This is a genomic window from Methylobacillus flagellatus KT, assembly GCF_000013705.1.
In the GTDB taxonomy this organism is placed as follows: domain Bacteria; phylum Pseudomonadota; class Gammaproteobacteria; order Burkholderiales; family Methylophilaceae; genus Methylobacillus; species Methylobacillus flagellatus.
Genome location: NC_007947.1, coordinates 2,711,297 through 2,726,065 on the forward strand (window position 1 = coordinate 2,711,297; position 14,769 = coordinate 2,726,065).

The 14,769-nt window shown below is 59.3% G+C and carries 10 protein-coding genes and 1 riboswitch; of the genes, 7 read left to right on the forward strand and 3 right to left on the reverse strand.

Going from position 1 to position 14,769, the window contains the following annotated elements; translation table 11 throughout:
* Positions 1-34: 34 nt before the first annotated feature.
* Entirely contained in the window at positions 35-1,177 is a 1,143-nt protein-coding gene (locus tag MFLA_RS12900) for a pseudouridine synthase (protein WP_011480747.1), read from the reverse strand.
* A gap of 103 nt (positions 1,178-1,280) precedes the next feature.
* A complete protein-coding gene (thiC, locus tag MFLA_RS12905; protein ID WP_011480748.1) occupies positions 1,281-3,167 on the reverse strand; it encodes a phosphomethylpyrimidine synthase ThiC in 1,887 nt (628 codons plus the stop codon).
* A 69-nt stretch (positions 3,168-3,236) separates the two neighbouring features.
* Positions 3,237-3,347: riboswitch (TPP riboswitch) on the reverse strand.
* 170 nt (positions 3,348-3,517) lie between these two features.
* Between thiC and MFLA_RS12910 the strand changes: the two genes are divergently transcribed.
* The 5 genes from MFLA_RS12910 to MFLA_RS12930 all read left to right on the forward strand — a co-directional run bounded on the left by MFLA_RS12910 (position 3,518) and on the right by MFLA_RS12930 (position 10,795).
* Positions 3,518-4,174 (forward strand): protein-L-isoaspartate O-methyltransferase family protein, encoded by a 657-nt coding sequence (locus tag MFLA_RS12910; RefSeq protein WP_011480749.1) that lies wholly within the window; start codon positions 3,518-3,520, stop codon positions 4,172-4,174.
* Between the two features lie 372 nt (positions 4,175-4,546).
* Positions 4,547-5,638 carry an efflux RND transporter periplasmic adaptor subunit gene (locus MFLA_RS12915; RefSeq protein ID WP_011480750.1) on the forward strand — a complete coding sequence of 364 codons (1,092 nt, stop codon included), beginning with the start codon at positions 4,547-4,549 and terminating at the stop codon, positions 5,636-5,638.
* Complete coding sequence (locus MFLA_RS12920; RefSeq protein ID WP_011480751.1) at positions 5,635-8,838, forward strand: efflux RND transporter permease subunit; 3,204 nt, start codon at positions 5,635-5,637, stop codon at positions 8,836-8,838. Before MFLA_RS12915 ends, MFLA_RS12920 begins: the two co-directional genes overlap by 4 nt.
* Positions 8,835-10,241: a TolC family outer membrane protein gene (locus MFLA_RS12925; RefSeq protein WP_011480752.1), complete on the forward strand. Its 1,407-nt coding sequence runs from the start codon at positions 8,835-8,837 to the stop codon at positions 10,239-10,241. Before MFLA_RS12920 ends, MFLA_RS12925 begins: the two co-directional genes overlap by 4 nt.
* Positions 10,238-10,795: an isochorismatase family protein gene (locus MFLA_RS12930; protein WP_011480753.1), complete on the forward strand. Its 558-nt coding sequence runs from the start codon at positions 10,238-10,240 to the stop codon at positions 10,793-10,795. The genes MFLA_RS12925 and MFLA_RS12930 overlap by 4 nt, the downstream gene beginning before the upstream one ends.
* A 40-nt stretch (positions 10,796-10,835) precedes the next feature.
* Here MFLA_RS12930 and waaA read toward each other — a convergent pair whose 3' ends face one another.
* Complete coding sequence (gene waaA, locus MFLA_RS12935) at positions 10,836-12,113, reverse strand: lipid IV(A) 3-deoxy-D-manno-octulosonic acid transferase (RefSeq protein WP_011480754.1); 1,278 nt, start codon at positions 12,111-12,113, stop codon at positions 10,836-10,838.
* A gap of 64 nt (positions 12,114-12,177) precedes the next feature.
* Here waaA and MFLA_RS12940 point away from each other — a divergent pair, with 64 nt between their 5' ends.
* Both MFLA_RS12940 and MFLA_RS12945 read left to right on the forward strand, forming a co-directional pair.
* Entirely contained in the window at positions 12,178-14,037 is a 1,860-nt protein-coding gene (locus MFLA_RS12940) for a sensor histidine kinase (protein WP_048811752.1), read from the forward strand.
* Positions 14,022-14,714: a response regulator transcription factor gene (locus MFLA_RS12945; RefSeq protein WP_048811753.1), complete on the forward strand. Its 693-nt coding sequence runs from the start codon at positions 14,022-14,024 to the stop codon at positions 14,712-14,714. Before MFLA_RS12940 ends, MFLA_RS12945 begins: the two co-directional genes overlap by 16 nt.
* Positions 14,715-14,769: the final 55 nt, after the last annotated feature.

Below are 14,769 nucleotides of genomic sequence, written 5' to 3' on the forward strand. Positions count from 1 at the left end.
CCGCCTGCCAATAAGACAGCCTGCCCAAGGTTGCCTAGAAACGCTCGCCTGGGCGCAGATAACGCCACATCCCAACAGGCAGCTTACCCAGGGTCACGCTACCAATGCGCACGCGCTTGAGCCCAACCACGGTAAGTCCAACCAGTTCACACATGCGGCGGATCTGGCGCTTCCGCCCCTCGCGCAGTACAAAACGCAGCTGGTCCTCATTCTGCCAGGAGACCTTGGCCGGCTTGAGCTTGACACCATCCAGGCTCAGGCCGTGATTGAGCTTCCTCAACCCTTCTTCGCTCAAGGTCCCGGTGACGCGCACCAGATACTCCTTCTCGACTGTCGAATCCTCGCCAATCAAGCGGCGAGCCACGCGGCCATCCTGCGTCAACACCAGCAATCCGGTGGAATCGATGTCCAGGCGACCGGCAGGTGCCAATCCTCGCAAATGCCCGCGTTTAAAGACCGTCTGGCTCGGATCTTCCTTCCACTGGTTGTCCGGATGCACCAATACCACCGCAGGCTCATAACCATCCTCTGCCTGGCCGGAGACATAGCCTACCGGCTTGTGCAGCAGGATAGTGACAGTCTCGGCTTGGTGCTGGTGCGCTTCCTTGCTGACTTCTATCTTGGCATCGGGCGCCACGCGTGTGCCCAGCACATCGACGACTTCGCCATTCACCTTCACCCAGCCATTGGCAATGAACTCGTCCGCCTCTCGGCGCGAGCACAGGCCGAGCTCGGCCATCCGCTTGGATAGCCTGGGCAATTCAGGCTGGCTGGGAACAGGCTTGGGTGAAAACTTGGGGTTGGTCTTTCTATCCTGGTTGAACTCGCCAGACTCGAACCCGTCGCGCTGCTTGCCGCCGCGGCGCGGCGTATCCCGATCGTCAAACTGGCGCGGCCTGCCGTCTTGCTTGCGATCTTGCTGGCTGGCAGAGACTGGCGACTTTGCTGGCCTTGCCGGGAGTTTGCCAGCCACTTGATGAGGGGCCGCGCTAGGCCGCGCTTTTCGTTCTTTTTCGGGGCCAGGCCCGGCTTCGACGTCTCTTGCCGTGGATGCCTTGGCGATATACTCCGGCACCGTCGTACGCGACCGCTTGGCGGGGTCCGCCCTGCGCACCGGCGGCTTGCCGGGAGCCTTAGGCGGAGTTGCCGCACCGGGTTTCAATTTAAGTGTGGTCATTATGCGATTTTAGCATAGCTGCAACCGCTATCCTGAATCCCACTAGGCGGCCTTCCATGTATGCACAATGAAAAAACAGGCATCCGTGTGTTTTGTCGGTTTCTTAAACCTTCTGATAAACCTCGCTGCCGCGCTTAACGAACTCGATCGCCTTTTCCTGCATGCCCTTGCTCAGCGCCGCCTGCTCGTCCACACCCAGCTTGTTGGCATATTCGCGCACGTCCTGGGTAATTTTCATTGAACAAAAGTGCGGACCGCACATGGAGCAGAAGTGCGCCTGCTTGGCCCCTTCCTGCGGCAGGGTCTCGTCGTGGAATTCCTTGGCTTTCTCCGGATCGAGGCCGAGGTTGAACTGGTCCTCCCACCGGAACTCGAAACGTGCCTTGGACAGGGCGTTGTCGCGAATCTGAGCGCCGGGGTGGCCTTTGGCCAGGTCGGCGGCGTGCGCGGCAATCTTGTAGGTGACGATGCCGACGCGCACGTCTTCCTTATCCGGCAGGCCCAGGTGCTCCTTCGGCGTGACGTAGCACAGCATCGCGCAACCGTACCAGCCTATCATCGCGGCGCCGATGCCGGAGGTGATGTGGTCGTAGCCGGGTGCGATATCGGTGGTCAAAGGTCCCAGAGTATAGAACGGGGCCTCGCCGCAATGCTCCAGCTGTAAGTCCATGTTTTCCTTGATCATGTGCATGGGTACGTGGCCAGGGCCTTCGATCATGGTCTGCACGTCATGCTTCCAGGCGATCCGGGTCAATTCACCCAAGGTTCTCAGCTCAGCAAACTGGGCTTCATCATTGGCATCGTAGATCGAGCCGGGACGCAGGCCGTCGCCGAGCGAGAAGCTGACATCGTAGGCCTTCATGATGTCGCAAATTTCCTCGAAATGCTCGTAGAGGAAAGACTCCTTATGGTGCGCCAGGCACCACTTCGCCATGATGGAGCCGCCGCGCGAGACGATGCCGGTCATGCGCCTGGCGGTCATCGGAATGTACTGCAAACGCACGCCGGCATGGATGGTGAAATAATCCACGCCCTGCTCCGCCTGCTCGATCAAGGTATCGCGAAAGATTTCCCAAGTCAGGTCTTCGGCCTTGCCGTTGACCTTTTCCAGCGCCTGGTAGATAGGCACGGTGCCGATCGGCACGGGTGAATTGCGGATGATCCACTCGCGCGTTTCGTGGATGTTCTTGCCGGTGGACAGGTCCATCACGGTATCGCCGCCCCAGCGGGTGCCCCAGACCATCTTCTCGACTTCTTCGCCTATGCTTGAGCTGACGGCGGAATTGCCGATATTGGCATTGATCTTCACGAGGAAATTGCGGCCGATGATCATCGGCTCGATTTCGGGGTGGTTGATATTGGCAGGAATGATTGCCCGGCCGCGCGCCACTTCGTCCCGGACGAACTCAGGCGTGATGATTTCAGGAATGGAAGCGCCGAAATGCTGCCCGGCATGCTGGGTCTGCAACAGTTCGCTCATGCCTTCGCGGCGCTGGTTCTCGCGGATGGCGATGAACTCCATCTCCGGAGTAATGATGCCTTGGCGCGCATAGTGCATCTGCGTCACGTTCCTGCCTGCCTTGGCACGCAACGGTTTGCGATGCAGGTTGAAGCGCATGTCGGCCAGCTTGGGATCGTGCAGCCGTTCCAGGCCATAGCTGGAAGTCGGCCCGTCCAGTTGCTCGGTATCGCCGCGCTCGGCAATCCAGCCAGCGCGCAGGGCCGGCAAACCGTTGCGGATGTCGATCTGCACATCCGGGTCAGTGTAAGGACCGGAAGTGTCGTAGACAATCACCGGCGGGTTCTTCTCGGCGCCGAATGCCGATGGCGTATCGGACAGGCTGATCTCGCGGAAAGGAACGCGGATGTCGGGGCGCGAGCCTTCGATATAGATCTTGCGGGAATTGGTAAAAGGCTGCGTTGCGCCCGGATCGACCTGGGCGGTGGCATTGAGGAAATTCTGCTGCAGGTTTTTGTCGGTGGCGTTCATTCAAGTCTCCAAAATGCGGGAAGCGTTTTGGAGTACCGACAGGGGAATAAAAAAATAGAAACCACCCCATCAAACCAAACTGCGCTTCCCTACGGTGGGATAATCCACATCAGGTTCAAAGGGTAATTCTCACTGCCATTGCATGCCTCAGCGTGCAACAGCAGACCCCTAGCGATGGAAGGAATGTACGTTAAAACCCTGATTCGATCAAGATTATTGTGGACGATGCACAGTTGATGCAGAGCATCATGTGCCTAAAGCTGGCAGGTCACGCGATCCAGCTTGAAACTCTGCCGTCTGGCGCTATAATCGGCAAACCGATAGCCATGCGATGGATAAGGACAATTGCGATGCACCATGATGTAGAACAAGCCCGCTTCAACATGATAGAGCAGCAGATCCGCCCCTGGGAGGTGCTTGACGGCACCGTGCTCGACCTTTTGGGCCGCGTGCCGCGCGAAGCGTTTGTCCCCGAGCAATATCGCGGCCTGGCGTTTGCCGATATCGAAATCCCCATCGGCTTCGGCCAGACCATGCTTTCCCCCAAGATGGAAGGCCGCATCCTGCAATCGCTGGAAATCAAGCCAACCGATAAAGTCCTGGAAATCGGCACCGGCAGCGGCTACTTCACCGCCCTGCTTGCCTCACTTGCGCAAGAGGTGCACAGCGTCGAGATCAATGCCGAACTCAGCAATCAAGCGCATCTCAAGCTGCTTCAGCAGCAAATCCACAATGTGACGCTGCATATAGGAGACGGCGCACGTGGGTGGCCGGGCAATGCCCCCTATGACGTGATCGTCTTCACCGGTTCACTGGCCCTGCCGCCGCTGATAAACGATCAGTTGCGCGTCGGCGGCAGGTTGTTCGCCGTCATTGGCGAGCCCCCCGTGATGGAGGCCACCATCATGCGCCGCATCAGCGAAGATGCGGTACGCCAGGACGTGATTTTCGAAACCACGCTTCCTCAGCTCGAGAACGCCCCCCAGCCGGAAAAATTCGATTTCTAGGAATATGGACCGGCACCTGGGTGCCTAGGTGCCATATCTCCGAGATATGACACACTACCCTGTGCACCCGTTCTTTATCATCCGCGCGCCTGCACATCCTGTCCATTGCCTTGGCACCTTTGCTGAAACTATCGATAGACACCGCTCAGCTAACATTATTTAATAATCATCCTTGATGATCCCTATCCTTCCAGCCTATGCTCCCTAGCATCAACAACTTGTCGGAATGCCAGGCGCCGGCTGATCCTCAGTGCCGCCTGAAAGCGATTGCTATGGCATGGGTGTCGCCATCATGCGCGGGAACAAGCCAGCGCATGGCCTGCATGTCCACCCAGTGATCCAGGCCTCCATCCCCAGCATGTAGGTATCGATATGCCGTTATTACTTTCGAGCACACCACTTCACTCATGGCTGTTAGCCATCTCCGTTTCCCTGCTGGTCGCTTGCCACAAGCCGGCACCCGAGGCGCCGCCACCACGGCCCGCCCTCGTCATGCAGCTCACCGACCTGCATACCGACCATGGCCAGTGGCTGACGGGAGAAGTGCGTCCTCGCTATGAATCGGCGCAGGGCTTTCGTATCGCAGGCAAGATCATCCAGCGTCACGTGGAAGTCGGTGACCATGTCAAGAAAGGCCAAATGCTGGCAAGGCTGGATGCCGAGGATAACCAGCTCTCGCTGGCCTCGGCCCAGGCCGCACTGCAGTCCGCAGAAGCGCAATTGGCCTTGGCCGAAGCCGACAGCAAACGCCAACGGCAACTATTCGAGAAGCGCTTCATTTCCGCAGCCGCCCTGGACACGGTGGAAACGCGCCTGAAGTCTAGCCTGGCACAGGTAATGCAGGCTCAGGCGCAGGTCAGGGTAGCCAGCAATCAGGCACAATACACGACACTGGCAGCGGAACGCGATGGCATCGTGACGGCCATCGACGCAGAACCGGGACAGGTCGTGAGCGCCGGGCAGGTGATTGCCCGGGTGGCAGTGCCTGACGAGCTTGAAGTACAGATCGCCATTCCCGAATCCCGTCTAGAGAACCTGGAACCGGGAGCGCCGGCCATCATCCGCCTTTGGTCGAACCGCGACCAGGTCTACCAGGGGCGCATCAGGGAAATCGCTCCTGCGGCCGACCCGGCAACCCGTACCTTCAGGACCAAGGTATCGCTGCTCAATGCCGACGAGAAAGTACAAATCGGCATGACGGCAGGTGTCAGGCTGGAGCGCCAGGAGCAGGCGTTCGTCCTGCCCAGCACAGCCGTGTCGCAACAACATGGAGAGGCGCAGGTATGGGTGATGGATGCGAACAATCGCGTGCATGCGCAGCAAGTGGACATTGGTGGCTACAGCGAACAAGGGGTCAGCATTGTATCCGGGCTCAAAGGCGATGAGACCCTTGTCGTCACCGGCATTCACACCCTCACTGAAGGGCAAGCGGTCACGCCGCTCAGGACAGAAATCAATCAATGAGTGAGCGCCTACCTTTTAATCTATCTCGCTGGGCACTGACGCATCGCAGCCTGGTGCTTTACTTTATGCTGGTGCTGACGCTGGCCGGCATGCTGGCCTACACCAAGCTCGGGCAGTCGGAGGACCCGCCCTTCACGTTCAAAGTCATGGTGGTCCGCACAATGTGGCCAGGGGCCAGCACCCACGAAGTGGAGCAACAGGTCACTGACAAACTCGAAAAGAAGCTGCAGGAGCTGCCCCACCTCGATATCCTGCGCAGTTACTCACGCCCAGGCGAGTCCCTGATTTTCATTCTGGCCAAGGACTCGACGCCACCCTCCGCCGTGCCGGACGTCTGGTATCAGGCAAGAAAAAAAGTCGGCGATATCCGCAATACATTGCCCGACGGCATTCAAGGCCCGTTCTTCAATGACGAATTCGGCGACGTCTACGGCAACCTCTACGCCCTGCATGGCGAAGGCTACGACTATGCGAGGTTGAAGGAACAGGCAGAATCCATCCGCGGCGAGTTGCTCAAGATCAAGGATGTCGCCAAGGTGGAGTTTTTCGGTGAACAACCGCAGCGCATCTATGTCGAGCTGGCCAATGCCAAGCTGGCGACGCTGGGCATTGGCATCAGCACCCTGCTGGAGACATTGCAACAGCAGAATCAGGTCAATAGCGCCGGTGCCTACGACAGCGGGCCGGAGCATATACGGCTAGCGGTCAGCGGTCGCTTCGACCGCCTGGATGAACTACGCGAGTTGAAACTCTGCGCCAACGGCAATGAGTTCCGCCTTGGCGACATCGCCAAGGTCTACCGCGGATTCGAAGACCCGCCCACTGCGCGGGTACGCTACATGGGCAAGGCAACCTTGCTGCTCGGCGTCGCCATGAATGACGGCGGCGATATCATCCAGCTCGGCCAATCGTTGGATGAGGCCGTCGCGCGCATCGATGCCCAGTTGCCGGTCGGCCTCAGTCTCGACACCGTCTCATCCCAGCCCCGTGCCGTGATCCGTTCCGTCGATGACTTCGTCCACTCGCTGGTCGAGGCGCTAGTCATCGTGCTCGGGGTCAGCCTGCTGTCCCTAGGCCTGCGCACTGGAATCGTGGTCGCCATCGTGATTCCAGTCGTCCTCGCCATCACCTTCCTGTTCATGAAAATATTTGGCGTGGGCCTGCACAAGATTTCACTGGGCGCATTGATCCTTGCCCTGGGGCTGCTGGTGGATGACGCGATTATCGCGGTGGAAATGATGTCGTCAAAAATGGAGCAGGGCTGGGAGCGCATGAAGGCCGCCTCTTTCGCCTTCACTTCCACCGCCATCCCCATGCTCACAGGCACGCTGGTCACCGTGGCTGGCTTCCTGCCCATCGCGACAGCCGCGTCCTCCACGGGCGAATACACGCGTTCCATTTTCCAGGTGTCGGCGATTGCCTTGATCGCATCATGGGTAGCCGCCGTGATCTTCGTCCCCTACCTCGGCTACTACCTGTTGCCCGACTACAGGCAGCAGGCGGCCAAACCCCCTTCACGCATGACACGCTGGCTGCAACGCATCGCCCCAACCATCAGCCGACGCCTCGCTAACCGCAAGCAGCGCCACTTGCAGCACATGGCAGCGGGCGAGCATACCGATTTCTACGACTCGCCCTTCTATCGGCGCTTGCGCAGCCTCATTACCCAATGCGTGCACCATCGCTGGATTGTCATCATCGTCACAGTGTCGCTGTTCATCGCCTCGGTCGCGGGCTTCGGGCTGGTGCAGCAGCAGTTCTTCCCGGATTCCACCCGACCAGAGCTGATCGTCGACCTGCGCCTGGCGGAAGGCGCTTCCTACGCCGCGACCGATGCCGAGGTGAAAAAGCTGGAACAATGGCTGCAAGGGCAATCCGGCATCGAAAACTACGTGGCCTATATCGGCAGCGGCAGTCCACGCTTCTATCTGCCGCTTGACCAGCAATTGTCGCAACGCAGCTTCGCCCAGTTCGTCATCCTGACGGCAGGCAATGCCGAGCGCGAGGCGTTGCGCGGCAAACTGCTGCACCTGTTCAATACCGACTTCCCCGCGCTCCGGGCTTCGGTATTGCGCCTGGAAAATGGTCCGCCAGTCGGCTTTCCCGTACAGTTCCGCGTATCTGGCCCCAATGTGGACAACATCCGCGACATCAGCCACCAGGTGGCCGACATCATGCGGCGCAACCCCAGCCTCAGCAATGTGCAGCTGGACTGGGAAGAGCCCAGTAAAGTCATGAAGATCGAAGTGGATCAATCCAAGGCCAGGCTGCTGGGTGTCAGCTCCACCGATATTGCCAACCTGCTCAATGCCGCCATGCGCGGACTGTACGTCACCGAATTCCGTGAAGGCATCGAGCGCATCGACCTGGTGCTACGCGGCGACACGCTGGAACGCACCCATCTTTCACACCTCCCTGAACTCATGGTGCCCACCAGCACCGGCACCAGTGTGCCGCTGTCGCAGCTGGCAACCCTGACTCCGGGTTTCGAGGATGCCGTGATCTGGCGCCGCAACCGCATGCCCACCATCACGGTGCGCGCCAACCTGATCGGCGACCTGCAGGCGCCGGTAGTCTCCGGCCAGGTCGAGCAGCAGCTGGTCGAATTACGCCAGCGCCTGCCCCTGGGCTACAGCCTGGAGACAGGCGGCGCAGCGGAAGAGTCGGCAAAGGGCGGTCAATCCGTGGCAGCGGGCGTACCGCTATTCATCTTTGCCGTGCTCACCATCCTCATGCTGCAACTGCAAAGCCTTTCCCGCACTTTCCTCGTGGTACTGACCGCGCCGCTCGGGCTGATCGGTGTTACCGCCGCCCTGCTCATCTTCAACAAGCCCTTCGGCTTTGTGGCGATGCTGGGTACCATCGCCCTGTCAGGCATGATCATGCGTAACTCCGTCATTCTGGTGGACCAGATCGAACAGGATAAGCGCGCCGGCAAACCCGAATGGGAAGCCATCGTCGAATCAGCCGTGCGCCGCTTCCGCCCCATCATGCTTACCGCGGCGGCGGCAATCCTGGCTATGATTCCGCTGACACGCAACACCTTCTTCGGCCCGATGGCGGTCGCCATCATGGGTGGGCTGACCGTCGCCACCGTGTTGACGATATTGTCGCTGCCGGCACTGTATGCCGCTTGGTATCGGGTTAGAATGCCGGACAATCAATCCCTGACAAGGTACGAGACGGATTTACAGAGATGACTGCCATGAAAGTTGCCCGCATCCATTGCTTTGCCATTGCACTGGCCAGCCTGCTCTCCTGCCATGCGCAGGCCGCCAATGGGCAGAACCTGCTCGATATCTATGAAATTGCCTTGACCAATGACCCGACACTGGCCGCCGCACGCAGCGGCAATCTGGCGGCACAGGAAAAAATCGAGCAAGGCAAGGCGCTGTACCGCCCCACGGTCAACTTCACGACCGATGCCAGCCACTCCGAGACCGACATCCGCTACCTCGGGGAAAACGCGATTTTCCGCAATGCGGGGCGTGAGTCCTTTGATACCTTCGGCTTCGGTGTCAACTTCAGCCAACCCATCCTGCGCAAGGAGAACTGGGTGCAGATGAAGCAGGCGCAAACCCAGGTTTCACAGGCTGACAAGCAATTGATGCAGTCACAGCAGGAGCTGATGCTGCGTAGTGCACAAGCCTATTTCGATGTGCTGATGGCGCAGGACCAGATCGACCTGATCAATAGCCAGAAAGCGGCAATTTCCCAACAGCTGGAACAAGCCAAGGCCAATTTCGAGGTGGGTACCGCCACCATCACCGATGTCAATGAAGCCCAGGCGCGGTACGATTTGCTCAAGGCTCAGGAAATCGCCGCGCTCAATGACTACGAAGTGCGCAAGCGTGCAGTGCAGGCCATCACTGGACGCTTGCCCGAGCGCCTCGCCACGGTGCGCCAGGACCTGGAAACCCGCCCGCCGCAGCCACAGGACATGGAGCAATGGGTCCATCTTGCCATCCAGAACAATTTGGCGCTGAGCATCCAGCAGGAAGCTTTGCACCTAGCCACGCAAGAAGTAGAGCGCATGAGCGCCGGGCACTGGCCAACACTGGATATGGTGGGCAGTTATACCGACACCCGCGCCAGTGGTAGTCCCAACGGTTTCGGCAGCGACCTGCAGAACGCCACCATCGGCCTCAGGTTCAACATCCCGCTGTACCAGGGCGGCGCCATCAGTTCGCGCGTACGCGAAGCCATCGCCAACCAGCAGAAAGCCATGGATGAAGTCGAGGTCGCCCGCAGAAAGTCCGAGCTGGATACACGGCAGGCCTACCTCAGTCTCACCGGCAGCGTGGCGCAGGTGCAGGCCTATGAAAAGGCGCTCAGCTCCAGCCAGAGCCAGCTTGACTCCACCAACCTGGGATACGAGGTCGGCGTGCGCAACAGCGTGGATGTGCTCAATGCCCAGCAGCAGCTGTTTACTGCCAAGCGCGACTTGTTGCAGGCACGTTACAACTACCTGATGAATATACTCAGACTCAAATATGCCGTCGGCCTGCTGAATGAAAACGACCTGAGCGAAATCAACCAGCGCCTGGTCCTGACCAGCCAGTTGCCGGACTGGACGAGTACCCAGGAAGAGAACACGCCATGACAGCCACTGATCTAGCCGCCCGCGCGCTCAGCCAGCTCGTCATCATCGACGTCCAGGAGAAATTGGCCGCCGCCATGGACCAGGATGCCATGGCGGCACTGACACGTGATTGCAACATCCTGCTGCAGGCTTCACGCCTGCTGGAGGTGCCCGCCATCGTCACCGAGCAGTATCCCAAGGGCCTGGGCAACACCATCCCTAGCCTGCAAGACAGCCTCGAACATGCCTGCAGAATAGAGAAAACCGCATTTTCCTGCCATGCGGTACCTGCATTCCGCGCGCAATTGCATGCCGACCGACCACAACTCGTGCTGGCAGGGATGGAAGCCCATATCTGCGTGCTGCAAACGGCACTGCAATTGCAGCAACATGGCTGCCAGGTCATTGTAGTGGAAGATGCCGTACTGTCGCGCAACCCGGCCAACAAGGCCAATGCCCTGCTCAGGCTGCGCCAGGCTGGCGTGATCATCAGCAATACGGAATCTGTCGTGTTCGAGTGGCTGGGCGTGGCAGAAGGTGAAGCCTTCAAAGCCATTTCGCGCATGGTGAAGTAGGCCTCGCGCTGAGCAGGCCGGTCACCAGCAAGGCGGCGTGTCAATCGACAGGCAAATAGCGCGACACCAACTCGGCAACCCGCTGCGTGGCGCCCCCGGCACCGGTACTGAACTCCAGCGCCTTCCAGCTCATTGATTGGCGCAGCTCCGGATCACCGAACAAGCGTTGCAGGGCACGTGCCAGATCGGCCACGTCCTGCACGCGCCAGGCTGCCTTGGCTGTGATTGCCATCTCGGTGGCAGCAGCGAAGTTGAAGGTGTGCGGGCCGACCAGCACCGGCTTGCTCATGGCGCTCGCCTCGATCAGGTTCTGCCCGCCCAGCGGCTGCAGGCTGCCGCCGATAAAGGCAGCGTCGCAGGCAGCGTAATAGGCGAACATTTCCCCCATGCTGTCTCCCAGCACCACATCCACACTGGCAGGCACCGTCTGCGGCAGCCTGGAACGGCGCACAAAATGGATGCCGCGCCGCGTCAGCAGGTTGGCCACCTCGTCGAAGCGTTGAGGATGGCGCGGCACGATGACGGTGAGCAGCTGCGGCAGCGCAGCCGCCGCGACGGCCTCCAGGATCATGGCCTCCTCACCATCGCGCGTGCTGGCAGCAAGAAAGACCGGTCGCGTACGGCCAAAATGCTGCCGTAACGCTTCACCCTGCGCCAAGGCGTTGGAGGGTGGCGTCACATCGAACTTCAGGTTGCCTGTCACTTCGACCGGCAACCTGTATCCATGAGCGGCAGCCAGGGACTGCAGGCGTTCGGCATCCTGCCGGGTCTGCGCCGCAATCGCCGTCAATTGCCGCAAGCCGTTGCTGGCCAGGCGTCCCAGCCGCGCATATCCCTGTGCGGATTTGGCGGAAAGCCTTGCATTCACCAGCAGGATGGGAATATCGCGCGCCTTGCAACCTGCGATCAGGTTGAACCACAGCTCCGTCTCCATCAGCAGGCCGAGCCTGGGCTGGAAATGTCTAAGGAAACGCGACACCGCGCCCGGGGTGTCATACGGCAAATAGCAGCGCAACACGCTGTCGCCGAACAGTTGCTCGCCCGCTTCCCGGCCTGTCGGCGTCGCATGCGTGATAAGAATCTGGTATTGCGGATAGCGCTGCTGCAACTCCTTGATGAGCGGTGCCGCGCCGCGGGTTTCTCCTACCGATACGCAATGCATCCAGATCAGCGGCCTGGTGACAGGAATGCTGAAAAACCCGAAGCGCTCTCCCCAGTGGCGCAAGTACTCACGCTGCCTGACGCCACGCCACAGCAGGCGCAGCGGAGCAAAGGGAAGCAGAAGGTAAATCAGCAGGGAATAAACGAATCGGGGCATCGCGTGGATTTTCTCATGATTATCGTCGGCATGTATAACATCCGGCATGAAGGCAGGCATAATCATGCACCTCAACCACCCGGACCGGACTGTCGTGCGATCAAGACTGCTCATCATGCTTGCCCTTTGCTGCCTTGCCTTCAGCACGGCTTGCAAGGCGCAGGATTTGATCATCAAGCGCGAAGTCTTCCGCGACCCGAGCAATAGTCTGGATATTCATGCCGTCGAGCGGCAGCAGTTCGAACCGGCCAAGAAACTGCTCACGGCAGGCTACACGCCCGATACCCACTGGCTGCGCATTGTCGTGGGCCCAAGCAGCCCACAACCGCTTGAGCTGAGAATACGCCCGACCTATCTTGACGAAGTCACCCTCTATCAGCCCGACCCAGACCATCCAGGCCAGTGGCTAGCCAGAACCACCGGCGACACCTACCCCTTCGAGGAACGGGACGTCCTGTATCCCACCGCCTTCGGGTTCCTGATCCAGGGGCAGCCGGAATCGACCGTCTACTACCTCAAGCTGAAAACGACCAGCACCTCCATCCTCTATGCGGAAGTGCTGACGCCCCAGGACTCCAGGCTTAAGGATCTGCGTCGCAGCGCCCTGATCGTGATCTATCTCTCCCTGATGCTGTGGCTGACCTTCTGGGCCGCCAACGACTTCATCAGCACCAGGCATCGGCTAACCGGGCTGTTCGTGCTGTACCAGCTCACGCACATTGCCTATGTGCTTTCAGTCCTTGGCTACCTGGCACCCTTTGTCCATGCCCCTCTGAACGATAAGCTCACGAGCCTGCTGGTCATCAGCGTGGCTTTCATCAGTATGATGCTGCATTACAGCCTGCTCGTGATCTACAAGCCCTCCCGCATCGGCATGCGCGCCCTACTGGCACTGTCTTTCTTCTACCCGTTCCTGCTGTTCCTGCTCTGCACCGGCCATGCACAGGCAGCGTTGCAGATCAATGCCTACATCATCCTGGCTGGCGCCATCCTGTTTCTCACGCTTCCCTATACTGCACGCCAGGACAGCACACCCAGCCGCAAAACGCTCCAGATCATCTATGCATTACAGACACTGTCAATCGGCTCCTCCATGATGCCCATCGTGGGCTGGATTGCCACCGATGAATGGAACCTGAATTCCGGACTGGCCTACAGCCTGGTTTCCGGCTTGCTGATGTATATCATCCTGCAGCAGCGTTCCGCCGCTTTACGCCAGGAAGCCGAAAAAACCCGCTTGGCATTGCAGCTTGCCCAGCAGGAACTGGCTTTCGAACGCGAGAAACGCGATGAGCTTGGGCATTTCATGGCCATGATCACCCATGAGCTCAAGACGCCTTTAGCCGTCATCAGGCTGGCACTGGATGCCATGCAGATGACTGGCCCGCTGAAAAAACATGTAGAACACAGCATCAACGATATCAGCGACATGATAGACCGCTGCGCCCAGATCAACAGGATCGAAGACCAGAGCATCCAGGTGAATGTCGAATCTTGCGACACGGGCAGGATACTGACGGCGCTGATCAGCGAATACGGATGCGCTGCCCGGGTAGATCTCTGCATCGGCGCGGCCGCTGTCATCAACACTGACCAGCTGATGCTGAGGCTCATACTCAGGAACCTGCTGGAAAACGCACTCAAGTATGCCCCTGCTGGCAGCCCCATTCTCATCGAGGTGAGTACACAGCCGCATGCCGATGGCAGGAACGGCATCTCCATCTGCATCGAGAACAGCGTGGAAACACTGCCGGATATCAGCCGCCTATTCGACAAGTATTATCGCGGTCCCGGCTCCCGCAAACAGACAGGCTTTGGCCTAGGCCTTTACCTTTCGCGTGCATTGGCGCTATTGCTGAAAGGCAGACTGGATGCTTCGCTGCATGGTGATAGAATTCGACTCTGCTTATGGCTACCCCATTGAACATCGTCGTTATCGAAGATCATGACGCCTTGCGGGAAGTGACCGTGGCTGCGCTCTCGGGCAAGGGACACCATGTGGTGGGTCTGGAGTCCGCTGAAGCATTGCCGGAGCAGAAAGACATCAGCCATATCGACATCATGCTGATCGACCTCAACCTGCCCGGAGAAAGCGGCTTCAGCCTTACCCAGCGCATCCGCAGGATTTATCCGGACATCGGCATTATCATCGTCAGCGCCAATACCGAAGCAGAACATAAAAGGCAGGGCTATGACCACGGTGCCGACATTTACCTCACCAAGCCAGCCTCTCTGGATGAAATCCACGCCGCCATCCAGGCCTTGTCCCGCCGGCTCAAACCGGCACCTTTGAATGCCCAGCAGATCGAGCTGCACCTGCAAAGCCTGTCCCTAAGGAAGCAAGGACGCTCCGTGCCCCTCAACCAGCATGAGACAGCCCTGCTGCAGGCATTGCTGCGCGCGCCGGACCAGCGGCTGGAAACCTGGCAATTGCTCGAAGTGATCAGCGACGGCCAGCATGATTACAGCAAAGCCTCGCTGGAAGTGCTGATTGTCCGGCTGCGCAAGAAAATCGCCTCGCTGGGCACCACTCAAAATCCCATCCGCTCGATCCGTAATCACGGTTACCAGCTCTGCGAGCCCATCACCGTGCCGAATTGACAATCATTCCCAGTCTGTAGGGTTTCGTAGGCTTCGTTTTTTCCGCTTTGCTAGC

Excerpts from the sequence above, each read along its gene's own strand:
- MFLA_RS12900 (WP_011480747.1), bottom strand. The coding sequence starts at position 1,177 with ATGACCACACTTAAATTGAAACCCGGTGCGGCAACTCCGCCTAAGGCT.
- thiC (WP_011480748.1), bottom strand. The coding sequence starts at position 3,167 with ATGAACGCCACCGACAAAAACCTGCAGCAGAATTTCCTCAATGCCACC.
- MFLA_RS12910 (WP_011480749.1), top strand. The coding sequence starts at position 3,518 with ATGCACCATGATGTAGAACAAGCCCGCTTCAACATGATAGAGCAGCAG.
- MFLA_RS12915 (WP_011480750.1), top strand. The coding sequence starts at position 4,547 with ATGCCGTTATTACTTTCGAGCACACCACTTCACTCATGGCTGTTAGCC.
- MFLA_RS12920 (WP_011480751.1), top strand. The coding sequence starts at position 5,635 with ATGAGTGAGCGCCTACCTTTTAATCTATCTCGCTGGGCACTGACGCAT.
- MFLA_RS12925 (WP_011480752.1), top strand. The coding sequence starts at position 8,835 with ATGACTGCCATGAAAGTTGCCCGCATCCATTGCTTTGCCATTGCACTG.
- MFLA_RS12930 (WP_011480753.1), top strand. The coding sequence starts at position 10,238 with ATGACAGCCACTGATCTAGCCGCCCGCGCGCTCAGCCAGCTCGTCATC.
- waaA (WP_011480754.1), bottom strand. The coding sequence starts at position 12,113 with ATGCCCCGATTCGTTTATTCCCTGCTGATTTACCTTCTGCTTCCCTTT.
- MFLA_RS12940 (WP_048811752.1), top strand. The coding sequence starts at position 12,178 with ATGCACCTCAACCACCCGGACCGGACTGTCGTGCGATCAAGACTGCTC.
- MFLA_RS12945 (WP_048811753.1), top strand. The coding sequence starts at position 14,022 with ATGGCTACCCCATTGAACATCGTCGTTATCGAAGATCATGACGCCTTG.